Here is a 25,787-nt window from a genome sequence, read left to right as displayed (position 1 = left end):
TTCGCGCCCCGGAATGACGGGGACATCAGTAGATGGACGGCTCGCCGATCGGCGCGCCGAAATCGGTCTCCAGGAAGTCGAAGTCACAGCCGTCATTGGCCTGTTTGATGTGTTTGGTGAACATCCAGCCATAGCCGCGCTCGAAGCGGCGCTCGGGCTGCTTCCAGGCGGCGCGGCGTTTTTCGAGCTCGGCTTCGCTCACATCGAGATTGATGGTGCGCGCGGCGACGTCGAGCGTGATGCGATCGCCGTTCTGCACCAGCGCCAGCGGGCCGCCGATGTACGACTCCGGCGAGACGTGCAGAATGCAGGCGCCGTAGCTGGTGCCGCTCATGCGCGCGTCCGAGATCCGCACCATGTCGCGCACACCCTGCTTCACGAGCTTGGTCGGGATCGGCAGCATGCCCCATTCCGGCATGCCCGGCCCGCCCTGCGGCCCCGCATTGCGCAGGATGAGGATGTGATCCTCGGTGACGTCCAGGTTGGGATCGTCGACCGCCTTCTTCATCGCGGGATAGTCGTCGAACACCAGCGCGGGTCCCGTATGCTTGAGGAAACGCGGCGCGCAGGCGGAGGGTTTTATGACGCAGCCGTCGGGCGCGAGATTGCCCTTGAGCACGGCGAGCGCACCCTCCTTGTAGATGGGATTGTCGACTGAGCGGATGACATCGGCATTGTGCACTTCGGCGCCGTCGATGTTTTCGCCGAGGGTCTGGCCGGTGACGGTGATGCAGTCGAGATGCAGATGCGGCTTGATCTGGCCCATCAGCGCCGGCAACCCGCCGGCATAGAAGAAGTCCTCCATCAGATAGGCATCGCCGCTCGGACGGACATTGGCGATCACGGGCACCTTGCGGCTCGCCTTCTCGAAATCGTCGAGGCCGATGTCCTGGCCGGCGCGGCGAGCCTGCGCGATCAGATGGATGATCGCATTGGTCGAGCACCCCATGGCCATGGCCACTGCAATGGCATTCTCGAAGGCTTTTCGGGTCTGGATCGTCTTCGGCGTCAAATCCTCCCACACCATCTCGACGATACGGCGGCCGCATTCAGAGGCCATCCGGATGTGGTTGGCGTCGGCGGCCGGAATCGAGGAGGCGCCGGGCAGCATCATGCCGATCGCTTCCGCAATCGCCGTCATGGTCGAGGCGGTGCCCATGGTCATGCAGGTGCCGTAGCTGCGCGCAATGCCGGCTTCGATATCGAGCCAGTCCTTGTCGGAAATCTTACCGGCGCGCCGCTCGTCCCAGTATTTCCAGCCGTCGGAGCCGGAGCCGAGCGTCTTGCCCTTCCAGTTGCCGCGCAGCATCGGTCCCGCCGGCAGATAGATCGCCGGGATGTTCATCGAGGTCGCGCCCAAGAGCAGCGCCGGGGTGGTCTTGTCGCAGCCGCCCATCAGCACCACGCCGTCGACGGGATGGCTGCGCAGCAGCTCCTCGGCGTCCATCGCCAGAAGGTTGCGGTAGAGCATCGTGGTCGGCTTCAAGAGCGATTCCGACAGCGACAGCGCCGGCAGCTCGATCGGCAGGCCGCCGGCCATCAGGATGCCGCGCTTGACGTCGTCGACGCGCGACTTGAAGTGCATGTGGCAGGGCTGCGCGTCCGACCAGGTGTTGAGGATCGCGATGATCGGGCGGTCCTTCCACTCCTCGGGGGCGTAGCCCATCTGCATGGTGCGGGAACGGTGGCCGAACGAGCGGAGGTCGTCGGGCGCGAACCAGCGCGCGCTGCGGAGCTGGTCGGGCGTGATTTTCTTCTTGGTCATGATTGGGTGCCCCATTTCTGGACCGTATTCCGCTCGATGGCGCGGAAGATCAGGTTCTCGACAAAAAGCCCGATGATGATCACGGTCAAGAGGCCCGCGAACACTGCGGGTATGTCGAGGAGATTGCGGTTCTCGAAGATGAACCAGCCGAGCCCGCCCTGCCCCGAGGACACGCCGAACACCAGCTCGGCCGCGATCAGCGTGCGCCAGGCGAAGGCCCAGCCGATCTTCAGGCCGGTGAGGATCGAGCCGAAGGCGGCGGGAATGAGGATCTTGGCCACATAAGGCAGCCCGCGCAGGCCGTAATTGCGCCCGACCATGCGCAGCGTGTTGGACACGCTCTTGAAACCGGAATGGGTGTTGAGCGCGACCGGCCACAGCACCGAATGGATCAGCACGAAGACGAGACTGCCGTTGCCGAGGCCGAACCAGATCAAGGCGAGCGGCAACAGCGCGATCGCCGGCAACGGGTTGAACATCGCCGTGACCGTTTCGAGGAAATCGGTGCCGATCCGCGTCGAGATGGCGAGCACGGTAAAGATCGCGGCCAGCACGATGCCGGCCGAATAGCCCATGAACAGCACCTTCAGCGAGGTCCAGGCGCGCATCGGAATGGTGCCGTCTTTCACGCGGTCGTACAGCGTAGCGATCGTATCGTGAAGCGTTGGAAACAGCAGGGGATTGTCGAGAAAGACTCCGTAGGCCTCCCAGACGGCCGCGAGGAACAGGATGATCACACTCTTGCGGACAAAGCCGTCGTTCCACAACAGCTCCGGCACGCTCAGCTTGCGCTCGACCTCGCCCGCACCGCCGGTCGCGGCGACCGACGCGTTACGCAGCAATATTCTCGCTTCGCCCATGAGAGGCTCCCCTAGTGCGCCGTGGCTTCGGCCGCGAACAGGAGATCGTGGATCTCCTTCTCCAGCCGGCCGGCGCTGCCGTCGCCATTCGAGACCTTGTCGACATCGACCACCTCGGCCTTGACGCGGCCGGGATGCGGCGACAGCAGCAGGATGCGGTTGCCGATGCGGATCGCTTCCGCGATCGAATGCGTCACGAACAGCACCGTGAACTTGGTCTCGTTCCAGAGCGCAAGCAGCTCGTCCTGGCAGGTGCGCCGCGTCAGCGCGTCGAGCGCGGCGAAAGGCTCGTCCATCAGCAGGATATCGGGCTCCATCGCCATGCCGCGCGCGATCGCGACGCGCTGCTTCATGCCGCCGGACAGCGTGTGCGGATAGGCATCGACGACGCGGGTGAGACCGACCTTCTCGATATAGGCCCGCGCCTTCGCCTCGGCGTTCTTGCGCGACAGCTTTCGCGCGGTCAGCAGCGGAAACATCACATTGGCGAGCACGCTCTTCCAGGGCAGGAGCTGGTCGAACTCCTGGAAGATCATCATGCGGTCGGCGCCCGGACCATGGATCTCGCGATCGTTGATGCTCATGCGGCCCTCGCTCGGCGTCATGTAGCCGCCGACGGCCTTGAGCAGGGTCGACTTGCCGCAGCCGGACGGCCCGAGCAGCACGAAGCGGTCGGACCTGTCGACAGTGAAGCTGACCCTTTCGGTGGCGGTGACGACCGCGCTGGAGGTCTTGTAGCGCAGCGTCACCCCGTTGACGTCGAGCAGCGCCATCAGTTGCCTTTCAGATCGTGCGCGACGGGGAGATAATAGTCGGTCCAGGCCTTGGGCTGGTTCTTCAGCGTGCCGGTCCTGAACAGATGGGCTGCGAACTTCATCGTGCCCTGCGGCTGGAGATTCCATTCCATCATGCCGGGCTCCTTCAGGAGATCGAGCAGCTCTTCCACCGAGGTCTTGTCGCCCGTGATCTCCTTGTAGATCTCGACCGCCTGCTTGGTGTCGCTGCGGATCAGATCCTGCGCCTCCTTGGTGGCATCGCGCACCGCCTGGATGATCTTCGGATTGGCGTCGGCGAATTTCGTCGTGGTGAAGAACTGGGCCTGGCTCAGCGGACCGCCCATCACGTCCGGCGAGTTCAGCACGACATGCGCGCCCGGCACGTTCTTCAGCTCGAGGAAGGTGAAAGGCGGGATCGAGAAGTGGGTGTGCACCTCGTGCTTGGGATTGGACAGCGCCGCATAGGCGTCGGGATGGCCAAGCTGCACGGTGTTCGCGTCCAGCTTCGACCATTGGTCGGCGCCGAAGGCCTCGGCGGCCGCGATCTGGAGCACGATCGCCTGCGTGGAAACCTTCACCGTCGGCACCGCGATCTTGTCGCTCGGACCAAAATCCTTGATCGACTTGATGTTGGCGTCGCGGCTGATCAACGTCATCGGCTGCGCCGAGGTCGCGACGATGCCCTTCACGCCGCCGCGGGTGCGGTCCCACAGCAGCAGGAGATTGCCGGTGCCGGTGTTGAGGATGTCGACGCCGCCGGCGAGCAGCGCATCGGTCTGCGCGCCGCCGCCGGAAAAGGTCACCCATTTGGTGGTGACGCCGGGTACACCGAGCGAAGCTGCGTGCTTCTCGATCAGCTTCTGCTTTTCCATGATGTGGCTCGGCATGTAGAAAATGCCGGGCTGGCGCGACAGCGAGATCTCGGATTTCTGCTGCGCATGCGCCGCGGATGCCGGCAGGACGGTTGCGGCGATCAGGGCGGCAGCCGCAAGCTTGCTACGAAGATGCTTGATCATTGTTGTGTGTTTCCTCCGGGTGCGCGTCGCACTGCGTTGACCCTGCTGATGCACTAATATATTAGTGCATCAAAGGCAAGCCTGCGGGACCCGCCATGGAAGCAACCCATACCGCGCCGCGCGCGGCAAAAACCGCTTCGAGACGTGCCGCCCGGCTCGACCGCGCCCGCCAGGCCGCGCCGCAGGTGTTCGAGCGGCTGCGCAATGCGATCATCGCCCTGGAACTGCCGCCGGGCGCGCCCCTGTCGCGCGCCGAGCTTGCCGGCCAGTTCGGCGTCAGCTCGACACCGGTGCGCGATGCGCTGATGCGACTCGAGGAAGAGGGTCTGGTCGACGTGTTTCCGCAACACGCAACTGTCGTCAGCCGGATCGATATCAGCCGCGCCGAGCAGGCCCATTTCCTGCGTCAGGCACTGGAACTGGAGATTGTCCGCCTGCTCGCCGCCGGCAGGGGCGCGGCGCTCGTGGGCCGCCTGGATCATGCCATCGCGCTACAACAACAATTTGCCAAGGCCGGCGACTTCGAGGCCTTCATGGCCGCCGACAACGACTTCCACGCTCAGCTCTACGCCGCCGCCGGAAAGCAAGACCTGTGGACGCTGGTGCGCAGCCGCAGCGGGCATATCGACCGGCTGCGCCGGCTGCATTTGCCCTCGCCCGGCAAGGCCCAGAACATCGTCCGCCACCACAAGCTGATCACGCGCTCGATCGAGGCCGGAGAGGCCGATGCCGCGCAACAGCATCTGCGCAAGCACCTGTCGGGCACGCTGAGCGAGCTCGACAGGATCCGGAGCCACCATCCCGAATACCTGACCGATTAGGCGCGCGACACGAGCCGGGCGCGCGTCAGGGACTTCATGTGCACGTAAGCAGGCATATGGCCGACCTCGCCGGAATCGCGCGAGGCGGACAAGGTCTCGGCCGCGAAGTGCTTGCAGGCTGGACGGAATCCGCGCAACAATTTCGCATTTGATGCTTTGATTTGGGGCCGCTGGACGTCCCATCCGGCCCGGAGGGTTTCATACGTGGCCAACATCCTGATTGTGGATGACGACCCGGCCGTGCAGCTCACTATCCGGCTGATCCTGGAGAGAGCGGGTCATCACGTCACGGTCGCCGGCGATGGCTACGAGGGACTTGCCCGGTTCGAGACGAGCCAGTTCGACCTCCTGTTCCTCGATATATTCATGCCCGGCATGGACGGACTGGAGACGATGCGCCACATCCGCGTGCTGCAGCCGGCCCTTCCGATCATCGTCATTTCCGGCCGCCGCGCCGTCACCCCGGACGCCTATGCTGAGCCGGACTTTCTGAAGATGGCGACCAAGCTCGGCGCGGCCGCAAGTCTGCAGAAGCCGTTCCGGCCGGACGCCCTGCTCGCCGCTGTCGACGGCTGCCTCACATCAGCGCCGCAAGCTAATGTCGGCTCCGGCAGTCGATGACGGGGTGATCCATGTTGCAGCGTAGCAGGACATTCGGGACCGCTCGCGACGCGGCGCGAAGGCCGATATGACCCTCGCGACCCGGCTGGCCATCGCAATGATCCTGCTGGTCGCGGCTGCGGTCGCCGCCGTCGGATGGCTGAGCCATTACAGCCTGGAGCAAGCCTTCCTGCCGCGCGTGCTCGACCGTATCGAGGGCCACTCGAGGCTCCTGGCCTCGCAGCTCGAAGCGCATGTGAACGGCGCCCGCGCCGACGTTGCGACGTTCCGCTCCCGTGCCGCCGCGCGCGGCATGATCGACGCCCATTTCAACGACGGGGTCGATCCGGTCGATCACCTCGCGGAGAGGACCTGGCGCGACCGGTTGCTGACGCGCCTCGTCGCCGACGTCGGCGCCAACCCGGCCTACGCAAAAGTCCGCATCATCGGTGCCGATGGCGTCGAATATCTGCGCGTCGACCGCTCCGGCCCGAACGGAGCGGTGCGAGCAGTTCCCGACGATGCCTTGCAGAACAAGGGCGAGCGCTCCTTCTTCCAGGCGGCGGTCAAGCTGGCAGAAGACCGGGTCGTCGTCTCCCCGGTCGAACTCGACGTCGACGACGGCGTGGTTCAGATGCCCTATGTTCCGACCTTGCGCGTCGCGGCGCCCCTGTTTGGCTCCGATCACCGGCTGTTCGGCATCGTCGTCGTCAATGTCGACATGCGTCAGGTGTTCGATCGTATCAGGATATCGATCCGGAACGGTGAAGCGGTCTATGTGGTCGGCCGTAACGGCGATTATCTCGTGCATCCGGACCGCACCCGCGAGTTCGGTTCGCAACTGGGGACACCAACACGCTGGCAGGACGACTTCCCCTATTTCGCAGCCATCACCGGATCGACGCTGGGCGCGACCCAGGTCGTGCCGGGCAGTGACGGCAAGCCGAGCGGCACCGCGATCGCACCCGCAATCCTGGCCGAGGACCAGTGGGTCGGTGTCATCCGCGTCGTGCCCAACGCCGTCTTCATGGCGCCGGCCGCCACCATCGAGAAATCGACCATCACGATCGGCGTCATCGCGGTGCTGGTCGCCGCCCTGCTGGCCGTGCTGCTGGCGCGGTCGTTGACCCGGCCGATCGGGCAGCTCACTGCTGCGGTCGAGTGGCTCGGTCGGGACAATTCCATCAGAATTCCAACCGACGCCCCCGGCGAGACCGGCGTGCTGGCGCGGGCATTTGCCCGTTTGATCGATGAAATGCGGGCGAAGACGGCGGCGCTGGAACATGAGGTCGAGGAGCGGCGGCGCACCGAGGCCGCGCGCGACCAGCTCGCCGTCCGCGAACGCCTGTTCAGCGCGGCGGTCGAATCCTCCGACGATTCGATCGTCATGCAGACGCTCGACGGCATCATCATCGGCTGGAATGCGGCGGCCGAGCGCCTCTACGGCTATACGGCCGAGGAAGCGGTCGGACAGCCGACCTTGATCCTCCTGCCACCCGATCGCCGTGAAGAGGGCAGGGACTATCTGCGGCGGATTGCGACCGGCGAGCGGATCGAGCATTTCGAAACGGTGCGCCTGCGCAAGGATGGCAGTCCGGTCGAAATCTCGGTGAGCCTGTCACCGATCAGGGACGATTCGGGCGAGATCATCGGCGCGTCCGGCACGGCGCGCATCCTGACCGATGCGCGACGAACCGAGCGCGCGCTGCAACAGCAGATCGAGGAACGGCGGCAGCTGTTCGACGCCTCGGAAGATCTGATCATGATCATGAACTCGCGGGGCCATATCGTGCAGATCAGCCCGAGCAGCCAGGCCGTGCTCGGCTATGCGCCGGACGAGATGATCGGCCGCAGCGGCGTCGATTTCATCCATCCCGCGCATCTCGAGCAATCCCGCGAGGAGATGCGCGCGCTCCGGCGCGGCGGGCACCCCAAGCTCGCCGACACCCGCTGCATCCACAAGGACGGACGCGAGGTCTGGCTGTCCTGGCTCGGCAACTGGTCAGATCAGGCCAAGCGCTTCTTCTTCGTCGGACGCGACATGACCGAGGCGCGGCGCACGGAAGAGTCCTTGCGCGAAAGCGAGCTGCTCGCGCGCAACATCGTCGAGACCGCGCTCGACGCCTTCGTCCAGACCGATGACCGCAGCATCATCCTGAACTGGAGCTCCCGGGCCGAAGAGCTGTTCGGCTGGCGGCGCGACGAGGCGCTGGGCAGGAACGGGGTCGACCTCATCGTCGCCGAGAGCGAGCGGGAGCGGGTCAAGGCCGGCCTCGCGCGCTTCCTCGAGTCCCAGGACGGCCAGACGCTCAATCGCCGCCGCGAGCTCACGGTTCGCCGTCGCGACGGCAAGGAATTCAGGGCCGAGCTGAGCGTCACGGCGCTGAAACGCCGCGAAGGCATTCTGTTCAACGTGTTCTACCGCGACCTCACCGACAAGATCGCGTCCGAGGAGCGCATCCGCCACGCCGAGAAGATGGAGGCGGTCGGCCAGCTCACCGGCGGCGTGGCGCACGACTTCAACAACATCCTCACCGTCATCACCGGGACGATCGAAATTTTGGCCGACGCGGTCGCGAAGGAGCCGGAGCTTGCGGCGATCACGAAGATGATCGACGAGGCCGCCGGGCGCGGCGCCGAGCTGACCCAGCACCTGCTCGCCTTCGCGCGCAAGCAGCCGCTCCAGCCGCGCGAGGTCGACGTCAACGCGCTGATCATCGACACCGCAAAGCTGTTGCGCCCGACGCTGGGCGAGCACATCCAGATCGAATCGGTGTTCGAGGACGAGAGCTGCGTCGCGATCGTCGACCCCAACCAGCTCACCACCGCGATCCTCAACCTCGCGCTCAATGCCCGCGACGCCATGCACGGCGGCGGCAAGCTGATCGTGGAGACGGGCGCCGCCTATCTCGACGAGGTCTATGCCAGCGTCAACGACGTCAGGCCCGGACACTATGTGCTGATCGCGGTGAGCGACACCGGCACGGGCATTCCTGCGCACATGCTGGCCCGGGTGTTCGATCCGTTCTTCACCTCGAAGGGACCGGGCAAGGGCACCGGGCTCGGGCTTTCGATGGTCTACGGCTTCATCAAGCAGTCCACGGGCCACATCAAGATCTACAGCGAGGAAGGCCACGGCACCACGATCAAGATGTATCTGCCGCCCGGCAAGACGCCCGCAGCCGTGGGCGAAGGCGTGCCCCCGTCGACGATCGAGGGCGGACACGAGACGATCCTCGTGGTCGAGGACGACCGGCTGGTGCGCGACTACGTGCTGGCGCAGCTGCATTCGCTCGGCTACGTCACCTTGGAGGCCGCGAACGCCGCGGAGGCGCTCGCGATCGTCGCCACCGGCAAGCCGTTCGACCTGCTGTTCACCGACGTCATCATGCCCGGCAAGTTGAACGGACGGCAGCTTGCCGACGAAGTGTCGAAGACACGTCCCGACCTCAGGGTGGTCTACACCTCAGGCTATACGGAGAACGCGATCATCCATCACGGCCGGCTGGATTCAGGCGTCCTGCTGCTGGCGAAGCCGTATCGCAAATCCGATCTGGCGCGGATCATCCGCAAGGCGCTGAGCGGCTGAGGCGCTGTAGCCCGGATGGAGCGCAGCGCAATCCGGGACAGTCTTACCTCATGTTCGCTCCCCGGATTTCGCTACGCTCCATCCGGGCTACGACACGTCACCGATAGAGTTACGACGCGCGCTGGGCCGCGGTCATCACGATGCGGATCAGATCGGCGGCGTTGCGTGCCCCGAGCTTCTTCATGATGTTGGCGCGATGGTCCTCGATGGTGCGCGGGCTGATGCCGAGCGTGCGGCCGGCTTCCTTGTTGGACGCACCGGAAGCGAACTGCTCGAGCACCTCGCGTTCGCGCCGCGTCAACGGCTCGCGTCCGGGGAAGTGCAGCGAAGAGAATTTCGGCGACACGCTCTCTGCCTGCCTGCGTGCATAGGCTCCGATCGCCTCGTCCAGCCGGCCGACGATCTCGCTGCCGCGGAACGGCTTTTCGATGAAATCGAGCGCGCCGCTCTTGATGGCGCCCACCGCCATCGAGATGTCGCCCTGCCCCGAGATCATGAAGATCGGCGCCGGATAATCTTCGCCGTGCAGTTCCTTCAGAATGTCGAGGCCCGACTTTCCGGGAATGTGCACGTCGAGCAGGATCGCAGCCGGCGTGCGGTTCCGCGCGACGGAGAGCAGGGCTGCGCCGTCCGCAAAGCAGATCACCTCATAACCCGCAGCCTTCAACACCATCGACAAGGTGTCGCGAACCGCAGGGTCGTCGTCGACCACGAAGATTTCACCACGAGAGGTTTGCTCGGCCATGTGCCACATCCAGTTGGCATTACGGACTCGCGTCCGCGCCAACCGTTATGGCGTTCGGCGCGGATTCGGCCCACCCGTATTTGTACGGGACATAGACTTAACGCACAAGTAGCGGCATTGCGCCTAATTGCAGGAGACGGAGAATATCCATGCTAAATTTGGCCGATACGCCGCCGCAGGTCGCGACATCCGAGGCCGACAGCCAACGATTGATTGCCGCCGACCTTCGCTTGCTGATCGCGCAGATCGAGACCAGTATGCGCCGGATCGCCGCAGCCATGGATCGAGAACACAGCAACGATCCGGAAGGTTCCGCCGACGTCTTCATACTCGACGACGTCACGCCGCGTTATGCCACCGCGAACGCCGCTCTCAACGCGTGTTGGGTAGGCCTTGGCCACGCCCTGCAATGCCTGTCTGAATCCGGCAACCCGGCTTGAATTGCGACCGGCGCGGAGTGCCCGCGTCCGATCGCATGGCAGCTCCGCGCCTCAGGCGCGGTGCCGTTCCACGATCGCGTCGGTGGCGACGCCGCCCCAAGTGTGCATCGCCGGCAGCCCCATTGCGGTCTTGCCGAGATTGGCGAGGCTGATGCGCAGTGCCGCGAGATCGAGCGGCTTCGGCAGGCCCTGGAGCTGGATCCCGACGGAACGGGCGAAGCTGCGGGCGGCGCTGCGGCGCTTGCCGTCCATACCGCTGATGACGATCACATGGCCTGCGAATTTCGCCGCCGCCATCTCGCGCAGCACGTCGATGCCGTCGCCATCCTCCAGCACCAGATCGAGCGTCACGCAGTCGAAGCGGGCGGCGCGGAGCTTCTCGATCGCCTCGGCGACGGACGGCGCCACCGTCACTTCATGGCCGGCCTGCCTGGCGGCGACCGTGATCAGGCTGCGCTGCGTGGCGTCGTCGTCGACCACCAGAAGCTGAAGCGCACGCCGCTCGGCGACGTCGGGCAGGTTTGACGGGATGGGGGAGAGGGAGCTTCGGGGCATTGCCGTATCCTGAGATTGAGACGGGCAATTGCTACACGGCTCGCGCTTAGGCCACGTAAAGCCGGTGCGGCGAATTCGTCCGGATGTTTTAGCAAATATGAACCAACGTCTCGGAAACCGGCGACGGGGCGCGCGGGACGAGGCCTATTTGGCGATCACGCCGCCTCGTCACGGCCGCCGGCGGCGCCGCGCTTCTTGCGGTTCTTGCCGCGCAGGAACTGGATGTCCATTTCGGCGCCGTTGACGCGCACCAGCTCGCAACGACGATAGGCGAGCCCGGTCGACGACAGCAGCAGAAAGAATTCCTTCAGGTTCAATCCCTGGATCGAGCCATCCACCGTGAGGATGGCGTCGGTGTCGGAGATCGCATTGAGCTTGCAGTCGCGCCGCCACGTGCCGTCGATCGCCATGATGCAGACATCATAGCCACGACTGAACGTGACGCGCTCCGCGCCCTTGCCATCCTCTGCCATGCCTATCGTCCTGCCATCACCGCCATGCGCGGCGGCGCGGCGCTGGCGATAACCGGTTTGGCTGCCGCTGCACGCGGGTCGTTCGGCTTGTAGAGACCGCGACGATCCGGGATCGGCCTGAACGTGTCGGTCAGTCCGACCACGGTTTCGGCCGCGCCCAGCACCAGGAAGCCGTCTCCCTCGATCTGGCGGGCGAGGCGGTTGAAGATGTTGATCTTGGTGTCCTGGTCGAAATAGATCAGCACGTTGCGGCAGAAGATGACGTCGAAGGTGCCGAGCTGGGCAAAATCGTGCAGCAGGTTGAGCTGCCGGTGCTGGATCATCGCGCGCAGCTCGGGATTGATCTGCCACGTCTCGCCGGTCTGCTTGAAATATTTCATCAGCATCTGGATCGGCAGGCCGCGCTGCACCTCGAACTGGCTGTAGATGCCGGCCTTGGCCTTCTCGAGCACCTCCTGCGACAGGTCGGTCGCGATGATCTCGACGCGCCAGCCGGTCAGGGCCGCGCCCATCTCCTTCAGGCACATCGCCAGCGAATAGGGCTCCTGCCCGGTCGAGCCGGCGGCGCACCAGATGCGCACGCTCCGTCGGCCGGCGCGCGCCTTGATGACCTCGGGCATGATGGTGTCGCGGAAATGATCGAACGGGACCTTGTCGCGGAAAAAGAAGGTCTCGTTGGTGGTCATGGCTTCGACCACGCTGGTGACGAGCGCGCTCGAGCCGCCCTGCAGCTTCTGCACGAGCTCGCCGATCCCGGAGAGCCCGGCCTTGCGGGCGAGCGGCAACAACCGGCTTTCGATCAGATATTGCTTGTCTGCGGACAGGTCGAGCCCGGAATGATCCCTCAGGAACTTACGCAGATACTCATACTCGGTCGGGGTCACGGATAGCCTCTCGGAAGCTTTACTGGGGACACTCTGGCTGAAGCGCTCGGGCCAGATACTCAGACCATGGCTTGTCCGACCGGGATCAAGCCGACTTCAGCGAACTTGTCGGCGATGATGTCTTTGTCAAAGGGCTTCATAATGTACTCGTTGGCGCCGCCGCTGAGCGCCTGGGCGATATGAGCCACGTTGTTCTCGGTGGTGCAGAACACCACTTTCGGCTGGTCGCCGCCGGGCAGGCGGCGCATGTGGCCCATGAACTCGAAGCCGTCCATCACGGGCATGTTCCAGTCGAGCAGCACCGCATCGGGCAACTGCCGCTGGCAGATCTCCAGCGCCTTCGAGCCGTCCTCGGCCTCGGTGACTTCAAATTGCAGGCCTTCCAGGATGCGGCGCGCGATCTTGCGCACGACGCTGGAATCATCGACCACCAAACAGGTCTTCATCTTGGTTCTCCGGCTTTAAAATGTCTTTCGTGAAAGTTCAGGCAGCCATTTGTACTTCGGTCTTGAGTTCGAGGACGCGATCGACGTCGAGGACGACCATGAGCTGGCCGTCGAGGCGGTGGACGCCGCCGGCGAGCTTGGCCATGCGGGGATCGAGGTTGACGGGGTTCTCTTCCTTGCCGTCCTCGGCAAGCCGCAGCACCTCGCCGATCTGGTCGATCAGGAGGCCGTAGGATTCACCGCGCAGGTCTACGCCGACCGCCATCGGGGTCTTGCCGTCCTCGGGCTTGGGCAGGCCGAGCCGGGCGCGCATGTCGACCACGGTGACGATGCGGCCGCGCAGGTTCAGCACGCCCGCGATCTCGCGCGAGGACAAGGGAACGCGGGTGACGCGCTCGGGCATGAACACGTCCTGGACCCGGGAGATCGGCAGGCCGAACAGCTGGCCGCCGATCATCGCGGTGACGTATTCGACCATGGCGCCTTCGCTGGTCTGCATCTTGTTGCTCATCTGCGTATCTCCTGATCCATCCCGCTCTTAGGCCGCTGCCCGGCTCAGCTCGGAGGCGCCGGCGGCGCCTGCGGTCTGTTCCTTCAGCGCCGCGATCAGACCGGGACGGTCGAACTTGGCGACATAGTCGTGGAAGCCGGCCTGACGGCCGCGCTCGATCGCCGCCGGCGACACCAGCGCGGACAGGCCGATGATCGGCATCGCGCCCAGATTGGTGTCGGAGCGGATCACTTCGGCGAACTCGAACCCGTTCATGTCGGGCATCTCGATGTCGGTCAGGACCACGTCGAAGCTCTGCGCACGCAGCGCAGCCAGGCCCTCCTGCGCGGTCGGCGCGGTGCGGACGCGGTAGCCGGCCGCCTTCAGCACCGGGGCCAGCATGTTGCGGAAGAACGCCGAGTCGTCGACCAAGAGCACCGACTGCGAATGCATCGACGGCTTCATCTCCTTGCGGGTGAACCAGTCGGCGAACGCCATCGGCAGGAAGTGGCCGACGTCGATCACTTCGGTGGCCTGGCCCTTGATCACGGCCGAGCCGAGGATGCCGGAGGCGGAGCCGCCGACCTCGATGTTGAGCCGTTCCTCGACGATGTCGATGATCTCGTCGACGACGAGGCCCATGGAGCGGCCGTCATCGGCGAACACCAGGATCGGCTGGGCGCCCTGGCTGGCGATGGTGACGCTCTCCATGGCGACGAGCGGCATCAGCTGCTCGCGGTACTGCACCATGTAGCGGCCGTTGGAGAACTCGATCTTGTCGGCCGGGAGCTCTTCCAGGCGGGTGACGAGCCCGAGCGGGACCGCCTTGGGCTGGCTGGAGCCGGCGCGGAACACCAGCAGCGAGGTGGTCTGCTCGCCACTTCCGATGTGATGCGCGCCGTTCTCGTCGCCCATGTCATGGGCCGATGAGCCGGCGGCGCCGAGCGCCTTGGCAATGCCGTTGGGGTCGATGATCATGATGACCGCGCCATCGCCCAGAATGGTGTTGCCGGAGAACATGTCGATGTGACGCAGCTTCGTCGACATCGGCTTGACCACGATCTCTTCGGTATGGAACACGCCGTCGACCACGATGCCAAACGTCTGGCTGCCGACTTGCGTAACCACGATGAAGCCGTTCTCGGGATCGCTGGCCGCGCCGTCGTCGATCTTCAAGAGCTTCTTGAGGTGGATCAGCGGCAAGAGCTTGTTGCGCAGCCTGAGGACCGCGGTGTCCTTGATGCGCTCGATGCGGTGCTCGCTGTTGGCGCGGGCACGGACGAGCTCGACCACCGAGAGCTGCGGGATCGCAAAGCGGTCGCCGGCGGCCTCGACGATCAGCGCCGAGACGATCGCCAAGGTCAGCGGGATCTTGATGGTGACGGAGGAGCCTTCGCCGGCGACGCTCTTGATGTCGATGGTGCCGCCGATCTGGTCGATATTGGTGCGCACCACGTCCATGCCGACGCCGCGGCCGGAGACCGAGGTGATCGCGGCTGCCGTGGAGAAGCCGGGCGCGAAGATGAACTTGTGGATCTGGGCTTCGCTCATCTTCTCGAGCTCGGCCTCGGTGACGAGACCGGAGGAGATCGCCTTGGCCTTGATCCTCTCGGTGTTGAGGCCTCTTCCGTTGTCGGCGATGCAGATGATGATGTGGCCGCCCTCGTGATAGGCGGACAGGCGGATGGTGCCCTGCTCGCCCTTGCCGGACGCGAGCCGCTCGGCGGGGGTCTCCAGGCCATGGTCGGCGGAGTTGCGCACCATGTGGGTGAGCGGGTCCTTGATCAGGTCGAGCACCTGGCGGTCGAGCTCGGTGTCGGCGCCGTGCATCTCCAGCTCGATCTGCTTGCCGAGTTCGCTCGACAGGTCGCGGACGATGCGGGGCAGCTTCTGCCAGGCATTGCCGATCGGCTGCATGCGCGTCTTCATGACGCCTTCCTGCAGCTCGGCGGTGACGTTGGACAGGCGCTGCAACGGCACCTTGAACTCGGTGTCCTCGTTGCGGCGGGAGATCTCCAGCAGCTGGTTGCGGGTCAGCACCAGCTCGGAGACCATGGTCATCAGATGCTCCAGCGTATCCACGTTGACGCGGATCGACTGGTTGGCGATGCGGTCGCCCTCGGCGGCGCCCTCGTCGGCCATCGACTTCTTCGGCGCGGCCTTCTCCTTGGCGGGCTTCGCAGCTTCTTTCGCAGCTTCCTTGGCGGCGGGCGCCGGAGCTTCAGCGGTCGGCTCGGCCTTGACGACGGGGGCCGGCGCTTCGATCGCGGTCTCGCGGAAGGCGCGCTCGAGCTCGTCGAGCGAGACTTCGCCCGGACGCAGCGGACGCTCCAGAGTCTGGTCGATCAGCGAGCCCGTGGTCATCTCTTTGGCAGGCGCGGCTTTGGCTTCGGCGGGGGCTTCCGGCACCAGCGGCGGCGCCTCAGCGACAGAAGCGGTAGCACCGGCCGCCATTGCGGCCATGCCCTGCTCGACCATCGCTTCCAGTTTGTCGATGAGATCGCGGTCGGTGCCCTCGGGCTCGGCTTCGGTCGCCTCGAGGCCTGCGAGGATCTCCTTGATGCGGTCGATCGAAGCCAGGATCACCGTCACCGCGCCGGCCGTCACTGGCATGCCGTCGCGGAATTTGCTCATCAGGGTCTCGCCGGCATGCGCCAGCGCTTCAAGCCGCGGCAGTCCGAGGAAGCCGCACGTGCCCTTGATGGTGTGGACCAGGCGGAAGATGTTATCCAGGATCTTGGCGTTGTTCGGCTCCTGCTCGAACTTCACCAGCTGATTGTCGACGGTGTCCAGGCTCTCGCTGGTCTCCGTCAAAAACTCCCGCAACAGATCATCCATGAGCTACGCCTTACTGAGCCGGACTTCGACGCCTGGGCCGCACCTGGAGTTCGGCGGAGGTCGGCAGCTGGATCGTTAGACAACCCCTTTCACGGTCCCGTTAATTTCAGCCTCCGTGCTAATACGGATATTGAAGACAAGTTTGCGTTTCGAGACCTGCGATGGCGTCTTTCGACAAAAGCGGCGGCGCATCTCACGCGACAGACGCGATAGGTAAACGCTCCGATAACAACACTGCGACGTGCGCGAAAAATCTTGCCGGCGAAGCACGATATGCACGGGCAGCGCGAATTGAATCAAATCACGCGCAATCAGAATCGCTCACGCGGCCGCCTGCTGCTCGCCTGCTCGATCCGCAAGAGCTGCGCTTGCGGTAAACGGACGCTTATTTCGCGGCCGCCGCGATTGCTACTGCGCTAACCCAATTGCGGAGACAGCACGATGCTCCGCAAGGCGTGCTCGTGAAGGATCCGGATCGACTCGAACCCGCGCATATGCGGCATGAAGATGTCGATCATCATCAGATCGACCTGTTCGCTTTCGAGAGCGCTGAGTCCGGCTTCTCCTCCGTCGGCAATCGTCCCCGGAGATGATTCCGGTGCCGATAGATCTCGATGGCCATGCACACCATCGGGTCGTCGTCGACAACGAGAATGTGACGCAGGTCTGCCGTCCCCGTTTGAGCTTCGCGTTTCGGCGATTCAGATCGCACCGTGGGACACGCCGTTCTCCTCAGGCTGGGGTCGAGACATTGATGGCCGCAAGCGTCAACGGTGCTGTCGGGAAATCAGGGACAGGTGCGACAGTCGCGGCGCTGCGAAGCCGCGCAGACAGTCCCGGATGGTGGGAAATGCGCGTTTGAGAGGCGAAGCCGCAGGTGTCGGCCGGCGTCTGATGGCGGCGCGGATGCGATGCTTCCGGCTCACGACAGCCCCCTTGCCGCTTTTTCCTGCTGCCCCGGCACAAGACGAACACCCCTGATCAGCGTGCGTTTCTCAATTTCCGCCGCAAATGCCGCAGCCTGTCTGCCCCCCAACGGGTATATGGACGGCTCCACAACCTTTACAATATGTTTTGGTCGCCGTGCAACTGGATGACGCACAGGACGCGGGGCCCGATCGTACTATTGAACGCGCCGGATTGACCTGCATGACCGCGAGCGGCCAACCGTCCAACCAGTTGCTGCAAATGCTCGACGCAGCGGATTTCGATCTGCTGCGTCCCCATCTCGCGACAGTCGAAATGGTCAGGGAATCTGTCTTGGCCGAGGCAGGCGCCGCGCTGCGACATGTCTACTTCCCGCACGGCGGATCCGTTTCGATCACGGTGGGTCTCTCCGAGGGACAGATGATCGAGGTCGCGATGCTCGGCCGCGACGGCGCCGTGGGCGGCGGCGCCGCACTTGCCGACGGCATCGCACCGACAGACGCCGCCGTGCTATTCCCCGGGACTGCGTCCGTGCTCGAAATCGCGGCCTTCCGGGCGGTGGCGGCCGCAAGCGCGCAATTTCGCGGCCTGATGATCCGCCATGAGCAGGTGTTGCTCGCGCATGCGCAGCAATCGGTGCTGTGCAATACGGTGCACCCGGTCGAAGCGCGGCTGGTGCGCTGGCTCCTGCGTGCCCGCGACCTGTCCGACAGCAAGTTCCTTCCGCTGACACAGGAGACGCTGGCCCAGATGATGGGCGTACGGCGCAACGCGATTTCTCTCGTCGCAAATGCGCTCCAGCGCGCCGGCATCATTCACTACACCCGCGGCCAGATCGAGATCGTCGACGAGCGCGCATTGGAGACGAGGTCCTGCGACTGCTATGCGGCGGTGAAGGGCTGCCACGCCCGCTTACTGGGAGCCCCGCGGTGAGGATAGCCCGGCGCAACCGGCCTGCTGCATGCCGGTGTGCACACAGCGCAGCGGGGGCGCCAGCGCAGCCGGACATCTTGTCCCAATTGCCAATATATCCCGACGGGAACATGATCAAACTTATCCGTGCAGCGAGCAGCCCGTCCGCTTCGAGTTCGGGGGCTGATTGAAACGGAGGCAGTCTTGGAAACGATGGCGCGCCCCTCCAACGGTTTCCTGTCCGCACTGTCGGCGGAGGATTACGAATTGATCCGCCCGCATTTGCGCATGATCGATCTGCCGCATGAAGCGATCCTGGTGGAGACCGGCGAGACGCTCAAGCGCGCCTACTTTCCCCACCGCGGCGTCATCTCGCTGGTGGTGAAACTCGCCAAGGGCGAGCATGTGCAGGTCGCCATGGTCGGCCGCGACAGCCTGCTCGGAACGCTCTCGACCATGGGCGATGCCTGCGCGCTGAACACGGCGGTCGTGCTGGTCCCCGGTGCCGCCTCCGTGATGGATCTCGACCGGCTGCGCGACGCGGCGGACCAGAGCAGCACCTTGCGGACGCTGCTCACCCGTCACGGGCTGGCCGTCTACGCACAGGTCCAGCAGACCGCAGGCTGCAACGCCGCCCATCCGGTGGAGTCGCGGCTGTCGCGTTGTCTGCTGCACACCCATGACCTGTCGGGCGACTACCGGCTGCTGCTGACCCAGGAGGCGATGGCGCAGATGATCGGGGCGCGCCGCAACAGCGTGTCGCTGGTCGCCAATACGTTGCAGCACGCCAATTTCATCCACTACAGCCGCGGACACATCCAGATCCTCAACCTGGACGGCCTGCGCCAGACGGCATGCGAATGCTACGCCACGGTGAAGGCCCAGTACGACCGGCTGCTCGGCCCGCGCTGACCGGCGCCTTGGTAAACCGCCGGCTAACGCCGGCCCGCAAACACGGATCGTCCTGCTACCGGAACTGAAATTCGGATGCCGTAGACACCGGGCGTGCCGCGCGCCGTACAGGCAGCGCAGCAGACGAATCGTGACCAGGACAGGCCAAAGCCATGTTTGAAGTGACCGCCGCGCCGATGCCAAAAGCGCTCGATGCCGCGCCCGCGCGCGAGCCGGGCGCCTATGAAGCGCTGGTGCGGGAGATCGGCGAGGACGGGGCCGGTGAAGTCCGTGACGTGTTCTGGAGCGAGACCTGCGCGCGCCTGCAACTGTTCCGCACGCTCTCGCTGGCGCGGCAGCTTGCCAGGATCATCCGCGAAGCGCATTCGCTGAAGAGCGCGGCCGGAACGTTCGGCTATGTCAGGCTTGCGGCGCTGGCGCTGCGGCTGGAGCAGACCGCGGAGACGCTTGGCGAGGCCGAATTCCACGGTCTCCTCGACCTGATGGATGCCGCCTACGCCGCCGCGCGCGCACAGGAGCCGCAGGGCTAGAGCCATTTTCGTTGCGATGGGATCGGAGCGGGGCTGGCGCAAACCCTATCCACCTCGCTCGAAAACACTCCGACGAAAACCCTGCCGAGCCCGCCGTACTTCTACGGTTTGGGATTTTCACAGATGGCTAATCATAGGTGGCGATAGTCGCCAGAAACCAGGAGGGTTTCCATGTTCACCTATGAGACTGCGGATCAGAAAGAGGTCCGTCGCTTCCGCATCGCACAGTTCAACGGCAGGACGGCGACCGTGAAGTCTGGCGAGGCGACGGTGACTGGTTTCGTTCGCTCGGTGCTGGAGCAGGAATCGAGCATGCCGCCGCGCTGGACCATCACGATCATTCCGAGCGCGCCGAAGGAAGAGCCCAAGTCGCTGCGGCCGCCGTCGCGGGTGCGCCCCTTCGCCGAGGATTATCTCTGAGCCCATCGGGTCCCCAGGCCATTCTCCGGCTTGATCGCCCGCCCGGCCGCTCAGGATAGAACCTCAATCGATCGAATGCAGCAGCGCCGCACGGACGAGGTCCGCGGTGTTGCGCGCGCCGAGCTTGCGCATCGCCTCGGCGCGATGGCTCTCGAATGTGCGCGGGCTGATCTGCATCCGCAGCGCGCCCTGCTTGTTCGAGTAGCCCTCGCTGATCAGCCTCAACACCTCGCGTTCGCGCTTGGTCAGCCGCTTCTGGCCCGACAGGCCCAGCAATTCGGTGCTCGGCACGCGCTGCTGCTGCTGTGCGCGGGCGGCGTTCGATTCGGCGCCCTCGGTCCTGGACGGGATCGGCAAGCCATCCCTGTGAGGACCGGCAAGCTGCTTGACCACGCCGCAAACACGTTCGGTCTGCGCCAGCGCATTCTCCACCACGCGCTGCAAATAGGCCCGATCGGCCGTAACCGGCGCGAACTGGTCGCTGTGGTGCTTGATCTCGCCCATGTAGAGCAGGAGCGCGGTCAGGGGGCCGTTGAGCTCGCGGGCGATGGCGGTGGCCATCTCGTCGGCGGCCTTGGCGCGGACTGCGTTCAGGCGGGCGAAATCGAGCTCTTCGGTCGGAGCAGAGCTGCTTTCGAACCATTCCGACGGCCGCGAATCGGTGGCCGTATCGTTCTGTGACCCCATGTGACTCGTTTAGCGGAACCGAGGCCGGTCTGTGGTTAACTTTTTGCTCCGTAAGACTACGGTAATTTTGGCGGTTTTGTGCTGAAATACCGGCGTAGGCACAATTTATGCTTGAGTATCCACGCAATCGACCACGCGCAGGTTGAGGTTTTCGCCCAGAATTTAAGCAGGCGACGAAATGCCTCCTTAACCAACGCTCCCCAGCGGGTGCCCGCGCCTCCCGGCTTTTACGGATAAATTAACAATGACTTGCTTCTCTTGGTCACGATTGAGAGCGCGCAAATGCCTCCACGCATGAGGCCGGTAGGCCTGCGGGAAACGCTGCGGAAGATTGCGTGCCATGAACGAGATCGATCGGCTGTCCGAGTTCTTGCAGAGGCTGACGCCGCTCTCGCGCAGCTGTCTGCTCAGTGAGCTCGAGCGGCTCGAACTGTGCGGCATCGACATGCCGGGCTCCTCCGACATCCAGGCGAAGTTGCGCGCCGAGTTCCGCAAGGACGGATCGACCCAGGCACGCGCCACCAGTCCCTCGCGCTATTTCTTCGCGCCGCTCGAACTGCTCCTGATCGACGGCGCACCCGAGCATGCCAATGCGGGGCGGATTTCACGCAACACGCTCACGCCGATCTGGGAGTGGATCTGCCGCGACCTGCTGCCGACCATGGCGCGCGACTACATCAAGGCGATCAACGACCAGGTCACCGCCAACAACCCGAAGGAAGTACTGAAGACTGCGTCGATCTTCCAGACCAAGGTCCTCAAGGTCCTCGAGAACACCCTGGCATCGGCGGAGAGCACCGAGTTCGCACGCGCCAAGCTCACGCAATACACGGCCTCGCGCACCGCCTTCGACGACGTGAGGAAGATGCAGCAGGTGCTGCGCGCCGGCGACGCGCTGCCGAAGTTCAACGAAAAGCTGCCTGAGAAGATCGCGAAATTCGACGACGGCCAGGTTGCCCAGATCACCGCGCAACTCGATGCGTTCAGGAAGTCCCACCCCGACGCGCTGCCCTTTGCGCTGGCGCTGGTGGCGAGGCGCCTGACGACGTCCTGGCAACTGATGCGCCTTGCCACCAGGACCGCCGCGAGCAAGAGCGTGGCCGACGTCGCCGCCACGCCCTATGCCTGCGTCGTTCCCATGGTGCTCGACCGGCTCGACGACAAGCGGCTCGCCCTGCGGGTCGCGCTCAAGCACAACCGTGTGCTGGTCGCCCGCGACCTGCTCGCCGACATCTACGACACCGAATATGCGCTCAAGGTCCGCATCGACGGCATCGAGGATTGCGAATGGGGCGTCCGGCTCCAGCAATTGATGGATGCGATCGCGGCGCTGGTGTCCGCCGAGGTGAGCCGCTTCCCCTCCAATGTCGGCCACATTCTCGGCTCGCGCCGGCTGCGCAGCCACGACACGCTCGGCGGCAAGCTGTCCTATCTGGCCTGGAAGGGACGCGACGCCGTGCAGGACGGCGCGGCGGCGTTTCGCAAATTGATCGGGCAAACCTGATATTGCGGCGCGGCTACTCCGCCCGCGGCAGGCACAGGAAGCGATCGGTAAATCGCCCTGACAGAACGAATCTGAACCACCAATACATCAATCGCCGCGTCGTCATTGCTGTAATCCTCGACAGCCCACCACCGGCTGCGCACAGCAATAGCGCAGGTGCAGCAAGACACATGTGATGTGCTTCACATTTGCGCCGCCGCAGCCGGCCACGTTGTCGCAGAACTGTCACGCGTAAACCATGGAGCATGCGCGCATCGCGTGAAAATGAACCCTCCCATCCCTGCCATCGCGTCGAACCTGCGATGCACCGCAAGAGCGACGGGAAGGAGGTTGCGATGAGATCGAACCGGCGGACATCGACGATGGTGGCATTGCACGCGCGCCAGCGCCGCGCGAGGCGCGAGCGGTTCGTGGCGCGTTGAACGAGCTGAATGCGCAGCTCGACAAGCACGTATTCTACAAGGCGTTTCCCGTGCTGACTCGCGGTCGCCAGCTGGTACTGCATGACCCAGCACACCACGGCCACAGACAATTGAGGCGTCCATTATTCAATTGGGCGAAGCGCGCGCGACCTCGTCCGATTACAGGACAGTGCGCGCGTCCGCAGCCAAGCCGCGTCTTGCAAGAATTGCGCGGGATTGCCGCACGCCCGCGCGCGACGCGCGGGCAGACGTAAAAACTTCCGGAAGAAGATCCAGACAATTTTAGACGTGATGCGGGCTTTAACGTTACCCAGATAATTCAACAATCGACTGAAGCTCTCCATATTTGAAACTGCTCCCATCGCTAACACCTGTCGCGGAACGGGAGTGGTTTGCGATGAACGATGAACTTGTTGAACTCGCCGGACGAAGGCCCAAAACCTTCGGACGGCGAAAGGTAACGCCGCGCGCATGCGTCGCCGACGGCAAGCGCCATCTGCGCGCATTCCTCGCCGAGGTGCTGGAGGATCTTGGTTTCGTCACCAGCGAATGCGCCAGCGCGGACGAGCTGCAGACCGTGCTGACCCGCGAGTTGCCGGACCTGATCCTGCTCGGCATCGCCGCCGACGGCATCGAGCCCGGCAGGTTTCTGGAGACGCTGGTGCGCGAGGCCTTCGACGGCAAGGTTCTCGCCGTCGGCGCCCGCGAGTCCATCATCGTCAGGGCCGTGCAGCAGGTCGGCGAGGAATATGGCCTCGCGATGCTGCCGCCACTGACCACGCCCTTTGCCGCGGAGACGCTGCGCGAACGCGTCGCGATGCTGCTGCCGGACGAGCCGGCGCCGAGCCCGGCCGTGTATGTCGGCGAGGCGCTTCATGCCGGCTGGCTCGAGCTCTGGTACCAGCCCAAGATCGACGCGCGCACCTTGGTCCGCAGCGGCGCCGAGGCGCTGGTACGGATGCGGCATCCGACCTGGGGCGTGGTGCCGCCCGCCTACTTCATCCCTGAAGAGCACGATCCGCATTTGCGCGAGCTCTCGGAGTTCGTGATCGAGCGCGCCTTGCAGGATTGGCACTATCTCCTGGAGCAGCAGAGCCCGGTCGATCTCTCGATCAACCTGCCGGCGTCATATCTGAAGGAGCCGCTGGCGGTGCGCGATCTCTGTCGCCGTATGCCGACGCATCCGGCCTTCGGCGGGCTGACGATCGAGATCGACAGCGAGGAGGCGATCCGCGATCTCGAATTCCTCGTCGAGGTCGCCCGTGAGGTGCGCCTGCACAATATCGGCCTGTCGATCGACAATCTCGGCGCCAACTGGCCGTCACTGATGGATCTGGACAAGATTCCCTTCATCAAGCTGAAGGCCGACCGGCACTTCGTCACCGGCAGCGGCAGCGATCGGCTGAAGCGCACGGTCTGTCGTCACATCGTCGAGCTCGCCCACGCCTACGGCGCGCGCACCGTGGCCGAAGGCGTCGAGAGCCGCGCCGACCTCGTCGCCGCCAACGAGCTCGGCTTCGACCTCGTGCAGGGTTTCCTGTTCGGCAAGCCGATGCCGCTGAAGAAGTTTGCCCGAAGCGCGCTGACGCGGACGGTTATGGGGCAGGCGTGAGGCACAGGCCTCACGCCAACCGCCGCGCGAAGAGGAAGATGCACACGAGCGCGATCGCTGCGATCACCCCCATGAAGGGCAGAGCTCTCCTAGCGGCAGACCCAGACGCCATTGACCAGCACGCGGGCGCACGTCGGTGCCGCGACGGCAGCACCTACGGCCGCGCCACCGACTACGGCGCGGCGCGTTGTTCGCCGCGCGACGCCAGCGACACTCACTGGGGTCGCTGGCCGCCCTACGCGGGCCTGTGCGCTCTGAACCGAGAATGAAAGACCATCCTCTTCCGACCACTGCACCGAGCCAATGGCTGCGCAGGCAATAACGGCGCCGGCTAACCAAAAATGAGTTCCGTGTCGCATGAGGTGCTCCTTCCCTTGCTTTCTGCGGATTTCTGTCAGTCGCGTGAGAATGCCGATCACCGTCCCATCAGCGAAGCGGGCAGACCAGCCAGGCGGATGCTGTCACTGTGATCGCGAAACAGGGCACACGATGCACCGAGGAGATAACTCTCCCATCCAGTACGACACTGCATGCGAGAACAGACGTTGATCTAGATCAACGTTGGCGGTCGCATACCGACCGCACCAGGTGATGGTCGCGAGCCAGTGACCAGGTGGAAGCGCGTTCGATCAAGCTCATCAACTTCAGACCTTGGTCGGGGAACTGCGATGCACCGCCTCAGGCATATCGCCGCGCGAAGAAGACGCAGACGACCACGAGTGCGGTCGCGGCGATCATGCTCCATGCGACCGGCTCGTGCAGCAGGAAGCCGGCGAGCGCGAGGCCGAAGAACGGCTGAAGCTGCTGCAACTGACCGACCCGGGCAATGCCGCCGACCGCAAGGCCGCGGTACCAGAAGATGAAGCCGACGAACATGCTGAAGACGGAGACGTAGGCGAGCCCGATCCAGGCGGGCACGCCGACACCGCTCCACGTCGGCGGCCATGTCAGGATGGCGACCGGCACCATCAGCGGCAGCGCGAGCAGCAGCGCCCAGGAAATCACCTGCCAGCCGCCGAGGCGGCGCGACAGCGCGGCGCCTTCGGCATAACCGAGCCCGCACAGCACGATGGCTGCGACCATCAGGAGATCGCCGGTGAGCGAGGCCGAGCCGCCGTTCGACAGGGCAAAGCCCGCGACCGTGGCGCTGCCCAGGACAGCGAACAGCCAGAACAGCGGCTGCGGCCGCTCGCCGCCGCGCAGCACTGCGAAGATCGCCGTCGACAGCGGCAAGAGCCCAATGAAGACGATCGAATGCGCGGAGGTGATGTGCTGGAGTGCGAGCGCCGTCAGCAGGGGGAAGCCGACCACGACGCCGATGGAGACGATGGTGAGCGAGACGAGATCCTTCCGCTGCGGCCGCGCCTGGCGGAGCAGGAAGAGCACGGCCACACCGATGAGTGCCGCGATGACCGCGCGCGCCGACGTCAGAAACAGCGCGGAGAAGCCGCCGACCGCCACGCGCGTCGCCGGCAAGGAGCCGCTGAAGATGATGACGCCGAGAAGCCCGTTGCCCCAGCCACTGCCTGCAGATTGCATGTCCGTCTCGCTTTTTGGGTCACG

The 25,787-nt window shown here is 64.7% G+C and carries 25 protein-coding genes; 11 read left to right on the top strand and 14 right to left on the bottom strand.

Annotated features, from left to right (window positions below; translation table 11 throughout):
- Positions 1 to 25: 25 nt before the first annotated feature.
- The 4 genes from araD to AB7008_RS02470 are packed head-to-tail and all read right to left on the bottom strand — an operon-like array spanning position 26 to position 4,417.
- A complete protein-coding gene (gene araD / locus AB7008_RS02485; RefSeq protein WP_441258374.1) occupies positions 26 to 1,765 on the bottom strand; it encodes an L-arabinonate dehydratase in 1,740 nt (579 codons plus the stop codon).
- Positions 1,762 to 2,625, bottom strand: a complete 864-nt coding sequence (locus AB7008_RS02480) for an ABC transporter permease (RefSeq protein WP_441258373.1) — start codon at positions 2,623 to 2,625, stop codon at positions 1,762 to 1,764. The genes araD and AB7008_RS02480 overlap by 4 nt, the downstream gene beginning before the upstream one ends.
- A gap of 11 nt (positions 2,626 to 2,636) precedes the next feature.
- The gene (locus tag AB7008_RS02475) at positions 2,637 to 3,398 is read right to left on the bottom strand and encodes an ABC transporter ATP-binding protein (protein WP_441258372.1); all 762 of its coding nucleotides are present in this window, start codon (positions 3,396 to 3,398) and stop codon (positions 2,637 to 2,639) included.
- Positions 3,398 to 4,417: an ABC transporter substrate-binding protein gene (locus AB7008_RS02470; RefSeq protein WP_038936699.1), complete on the bottom strand. Its 1,020-nt coding sequence runs from the start codon at positions 4,415 to 4,417 to the stop codon at positions 3,398 to 3,400. Before AB7008_RS02470 ends, AB7008_RS02475 begins: the two co-directional genes overlap by 1 nt.
- Positions 4,418 to 4,512: 95 nt before the next feature.
- Here AB7008_RS02470 and AB7008_RS02465 point away from each other — a divergent pair, with 95 nt between their 5' ends.
- The 3 genes from AB7008_RS02465 (at position 4,513) to AB7008_RS02455 (ending at position 9,427) form a co-directional block, all read left to right on the top strand.
- Positions 4,513 to 5,238, top strand: coding sequence for a GntR family transcriptional regulator (locus AB7008_RS02465; protein ID WP_304492375.1), 726 nt, complete (start codon positions 4,513 to 4,515; stop codon positions 5,236 to 5,238).
- Between the two features lie 204 nt (positions 5,239 to 5,442).
- A complete protein-coding gene (locus tag AB7008_RS02460; protein ID WP_248881048.1) occupies positions 5,443 to 5,859 on the top strand; it encodes a response regulator in 417 nt (138 codons plus the stop codon).
- A gap of 67 nt (positions 5,860 to 5,926) precedes the next feature.
- The gene (locus AB7008_RS02455; RefSeq protein ID WP_441258371.1) at positions 5,927 to 9,427 is read left to right on the top strand and encodes a PAS domain S-box protein; all 3,501 of its coding nucleotides are present in this window, start codon (positions 5,927 to 5,929) and stop codon (positions 9,425 to 9,427) included.
- Positions 9,428 to 9,536: 109 nt separating this feature from the next.
- On the opposite strand, the gene AB7008_RS02450 is transcribed toward AB7008_RS02455, so the two are convergent.
- The gene (locus AB7008_RS02450; protein WP_028160526.1) at positions 9,537 to 10,172 is read right to left on the bottom strand and encodes a response regulator transcription factor; all 636 of its coding nucleotides are present in this window, start codon (positions 10,170 to 10,172) and stop codon (positions 9,537 to 9,539) included.
- A 149-nt stretch (positions 10,173 to 10,321) separates the two neighbouring features.
- Here AB7008_RS02450 and AB7008_RS02445 point away from each other — a divergent pair, with 149 nt between their 5' ends.
- The gene (locus AB7008_RS02445) at positions 10,322 to 10,612 is read left to right on the top strand and encodes a hypothetical protein (RefSeq protein ID WP_304492373.1); all 291 of its coding nucleotides are present in this window, start codon (positions 10,322 to 10,324) and stop codon (positions 10,610 to 10,612) included.
- A 51-nt stretch (positions 10,613 to 10,663) separates the two neighbouring features.
- Here the strand turns inward: AB7008_RS02445 and AB7008_RS02440 are convergent, their stop codons facing one another.
- The 6 genes from AB7008_RS02440 to AB7008_RS02415 all read right to left on the bottom strand — a co-directional run bounded on the left by AB7008_RS02440 (position 10,664) and on the right by AB7008_RS02415 (position 16,298).
- Entirely contained in the window at positions 10,664 to 11,167 is a 504-nt protein-coding gene (locus AB7008_RS02440; RefSeq protein ID WP_304492372.1) for a response regulator, read from the bottom strand.
- Positions 11,168 to 11,322: 155 nt separating this feature from the next.
- Positions 11,323 to 11,640, bottom strand: a complete 318-nt coding sequence (locus AB7008_RS02435) for a hypothetical protein (protein ID WP_014490546.1) — start codon at positions 11,638 to 11,640, stop codon at positions 11,323 to 11,325.
- 2 nt (positions 11,641 to 11,642) lie between these two features.
- A complete protein-coding gene (locus AB7008_RS02430) occupies positions 11,643 to 12,524 on the bottom strand; it encodes a CheR family methyltransferase (protein ID WP_304492371.1) in 882 nt (293 codons plus the stop codon).
- Between the two features lie 59 nt (positions 12,525 to 12,583).
- The gene (locus tag AB7008_RS02425; protein WP_014490548.1) at positions 12,584 to 12,970 is read right to left on the bottom strand and encodes a response regulator; all 387 of its coding nucleotides are present in this window, start codon (positions 12,968 to 12,970) and stop codon (positions 12,584 to 12,586) included.
- 37 nt (positions 12,971 to 13,007) lie between these two features.
- Complete coding sequence (locus AB7008_RS02420) at positions 13,008 to 13,481, bottom strand: chemotaxis protein CheW (protein ID WP_028160522.1); 474 nt, start codon at positions 13,479 to 13,481, stop codon at positions 13,008 to 13,010.
- Between the two features lie 27 nt (positions 13,482 to 13,508).
- The gene (locus AB7008_RS02415) at positions 13,509 to 16,298 is read right to left on the bottom strand and encodes a hybrid sensor histidine kinase/response regulator (RefSeq protein WP_441258370.1); all 2,790 of its coding nucleotides are present in this window, start codon (positions 16,296 to 16,298) and stop codon (positions 13,509 to 13,511) included.
- A gap of 161 nt (positions 16,299 to 16,459) precedes the next feature.
- Here AB7008_RS02415 and AB7008_RS02410 point away from each other — a divergent pair, with 161 nt between their 5' ends.
- From AB7008_RS02410 to AB7008_RS02390, 5 genes are all read left to right on the top strand, one after another.
- A complete protein-coding gene (locus AB7008_RS02410) occupies positions 16,460 to 16,675 on the top strand; it encodes a hypothetical protein (protein ID WP_304492369.1) in 216 nt (71 codons plus the stop codon).
- Positions 16,676 to 17,447: 772 nt separating this feature from the next.
- Positions 17,448 to 18,158: a Crp/Fnr family transcriptional regulator gene (locus AB7008_RS02405; RefSeq protein WP_304492368.1), complete on the top strand. Its 711-nt coding sequence runs from the start codon at positions 17,448 to 17,450 to the stop codon at positions 18,156 to 18,158.
- 192 nt (positions 18,159 to 18,350) lie between these two features.
- Positions 18,351 to 19,049 carry a Crp/Fnr family transcriptional regulator gene (locus tag AB7008_RS02400; RefSeq protein ID WP_304494309.1) on the top strand — a complete coding sequence of 233 codons (699 nt, stop codon included), beginning with the start codon at positions 18,351 to 18,353 and terminating at the stop codon, positions 19,047 to 19,049.
- Between the two features lie 152 nt (positions 19,050 to 19,201).
- Positions 19,202 to 19,579, top strand: coding sequence for an Hpt domain-containing protein (locus tag AB7008_RS02395; RefSeq protein ID WP_441258369.1), 378 nt, complete (start codon positions 19,202 to 19,204; stop codon positions 19,577 to 19,579).
- Between the two features lie 171 nt (positions 19,580 to 19,750).
- Positions 19,751 to 19,999 carry a hypothetical protein gene (locus tag AB7008_RS02390; protein ID WP_014490555.1) on the top strand — a complete coding sequence of 83 codons (249 nt, stop codon included), beginning with the start codon at positions 19,751 to 19,753 and terminating at the stop codon, positions 19,997 to 19,999.
- A 63-nt stretch (positions 20,000 to 20,062) separates the two neighbouring features.
- On the opposite strand, the gene AB7008_RS02385 is transcribed toward AB7008_RS02390, so the two are convergent.
- Positions 20,063 to 20,686, bottom strand: a complete 624-nt coding sequence (locus AB7008_RS02385; RefSeq protein ID WP_441258368.1) for a LuxR C-terminal-related transcriptional regulator — start codon at positions 20,684 to 20,686, stop codon at positions 20,063 to 20,065.
- A 340-nt stretch (positions 20,687 to 21,026) separates the two neighbouring features.
- Between AB7008_RS02385 and AB7008_RS02380 the strand changes: the two genes are divergently transcribed.
- Positions 21,027 to 22,190 carry a hypothetical protein gene (locus AB7008_RS02380; protein WP_248881042.1) on the top strand — a complete coding sequence of 388 codons (1,164 nt, stop codon included), beginning with the start codon at positions 21,027 to 21,029 and terminating at the stop codon, positions 22,188 to 22,190.
- 13 nt (positions 22,191 to 22,203) lie between these two features.
- Here the strand turns inward: AB7008_RS02380 and AB7008_RS02375 are convergent, their stop codons facing one another.
- The gene (locus AB7008_RS02375) at positions 22,204 to 22,695 is read right to left on the bottom strand and encodes a hypothetical protein (RefSeq protein WP_441258367.1); all 492 of its coding nucleotides are present in this window, start codon (positions 22,693 to 22,695) and stop codon (positions 22,204 to 22,206) included.
- A gap of 314 nt (positions 22,696 to 23,009) precedes the next feature.
- On the opposite strand from AB7008_RS02375, the gene AB7008_RS02370 reads away from it, so the two are divergent.
- On the top strand, positions 23,010 to 24,224 hold the full coding sequence (locus tag AB7008_RS02370; protein WP_028158509.1) for an EAL domain-containing response regulator: 1,215 nt from the start codon (positions 23,010 to 23,012) through the stop codon (positions 24,222 to 24,224).
- A gap of 678 nt (positions 24,225 to 24,902) precedes the next feature.
- On the opposite strand, the gene AB7008_RS02365 is transcribed toward AB7008_RS02370, so the two are convergent.
- Complete coding sequence (locus AB7008_RS02365; RefSeq protein ID WP_248881040.1) at positions 24,903 to 25,763, bottom strand: DMT family transporter; 861 nt, start codon at positions 25,761 to 25,763, stop codon at positions 24,903 to 24,905.
- Positions 25,764 to 25,787 lie beyond the last annotated feature (24 nt).

The sequence above is a fragment of the Bradyrhizobium sp. 521_C7_N1_3 genome, assembly GCF_052075975.1.
Taxonomy (GTDB): Bacteria; Pseudomonadota; Alphaproteobacteria; order Rhizobiales; family Xanthobacteraceae; genus Bradyrhizobium; species Bradyrhizobium japonicum.
Note: the sequence above shows the minus strand (reverse complement) of the source record. Positions and strands in the feature narration are given on the sequence as shown.

Coding starts and splice junctions, on each gene's coding strand:
- araD (WP_441258374.1), bottom strand. CDS start 1,765: ATGACCAAGAAGAAAATCACGCCCGACCAGCTCCGCAGCGCGCGCTGG.
- AB7008_RS02480 (WP_441258373.1), bottom strand. CDS start 2,625: ATGGGCGAAGCGAGAATATTGCTGCGTAACGCGTCGGTCGCCGCGACC.
- AB7008_RS02475 (WP_441258372.1), bottom strand. CDS start 3,398: ATGGCGCTGCTCGACGTCAACGGGGTGACGCTGCGCTACAAGACCTCC.
- AB7008_RS02470 (WP_038936699.1), bottom strand. CDS start 4,417: ATGATCAAGCATCTTCGTAGCAAGCTTGCGGCTGCCGCCCTGATCGCC.
- AB7008_RS02465 (WP_304492375.1), top strand. CDS start 4,513: ATGGAAGCAACCCATACCGCGCCGCGCGCGGCAAAAACCGCTTCGAGA.
- AB7008_RS02455 (WP_441258371.1), top strand. CDS start 5,927: ATGACCCTCGCGACCCGGCTGGCCATCGCAATGATCCTGCTGGTCGCG.
- AB7008_RS02450 (WP_028160526.1), bottom strand. CDS start 10,172: ATGGCCGAGCAAACCTCTCGTGGTGAAATCTTCGTGGTCGACGACGAC.
- AB7008_RS02445 (WP_304492373.1), top strand. CDS start 10,322: ATGCTAAATTTGGCCGATACGCCGCCGCAGGTCGCGACATCCGAGGCC.
- AB7008_RS02440 (WP_304492372.1), bottom strand. CDS start 11,167: ATGCCCCGAAGCTCCCTCTCCCCCATCCCGTCAAACCTGCCCGACGTC.
- AB7008_RS02435 (WP_014490546.1), bottom strand. CDS start 11,640: ATGGCAGAGGATGGCAAGGGCGCGGAGCGCGTCACGTTCAGTCGTGGC.
- AB7008_RS02425 (WP_014490548.1), bottom strand. CDS start 12,970: ATGAAGACCTGTTTGGTGGTCGATGATTCCAGCGTCGTGCGCAAGATC.
- AB7008_RS02420 (WP_028160522.1), bottom strand. CDS start 13,481: ATGAGCAACAAGATGCAGACCAGCGAAGGCGCCATGGTCGAATACGTC.
- AB7008_RS02415 (WP_441258370.1), bottom strand. CDS start 16,298: ATGGATGATCTGTTGCGGGAGTTTTTGACGGAGACCAGCGAGAGCCTG.
- AB7008_RS02410 (WP_304492369.1), top strand. CDS start 16,460: ATGGCGTCTTTCGACAAAAGCGGCGGCGCATCTCACGCGACAGACGCG.
- AB7008_RS02405 (WP_304492368.1), top strand. CDS start 17,448: ATGACCGCGAGCGGCCAACCGTCCAACCAGTTGCTGCAAATGCTCGAC.
- AB7008_RS02400 (WP_304494309.1), top strand. CDS start 18,351: ATGGCGCGCCCCTCCAACGGTTTCCTGTCCGCACTGTCGGCGGAGGAT.
- AB7008_RS02395 (WP_441258369.1), top strand. CDS start 19,202: ATGTTTGAAGTGACCGCCGCGCCGATGCCAAAAGCGCTCGATGCCGCG.
- AB7008_RS02390 (WP_014490555.1), top strand. CDS start 19,751: ATGTTCACCTATGAGACTGCGGATCAGAAAGAGGTCCGTCGCTTCCGC.
- AB7008_RS02385 (WP_441258368.1), bottom strand. CDS start 20,686: ATGGGGTCACAGAACGATACGGCCACCGATTCGCGGCCGTCGGAATGG.
- AB7008_RS02380 (WP_248881042.1), top strand. CDS start 21,027: ATGAACGAGATCGATCGGCTGTCCGAGTTCTTGCAGAGGCTGACGCCG.
- AB7008_RS02375 (WP_441258367.1), bottom strand. CDS start 22,695: ATGCAGTACCAGCTGGCGACCGCGAGTCAGCACGGGAAACGCCTTGTA.
- AB7008_RS02370 (WP_028158509.1), top strand. CDS start 23,010: ATGAACGATGAACTTGTTGAACTCGCCGGACGAAGGCCCAAAACCTTC.
- AB7008_RS02365 (WP_248881040.1), bottom strand. CDS start 25,763: ATGCAATCTGCAGGCAGTGGCTGGGGCAACGGGCTTCTCGGCGTCATC.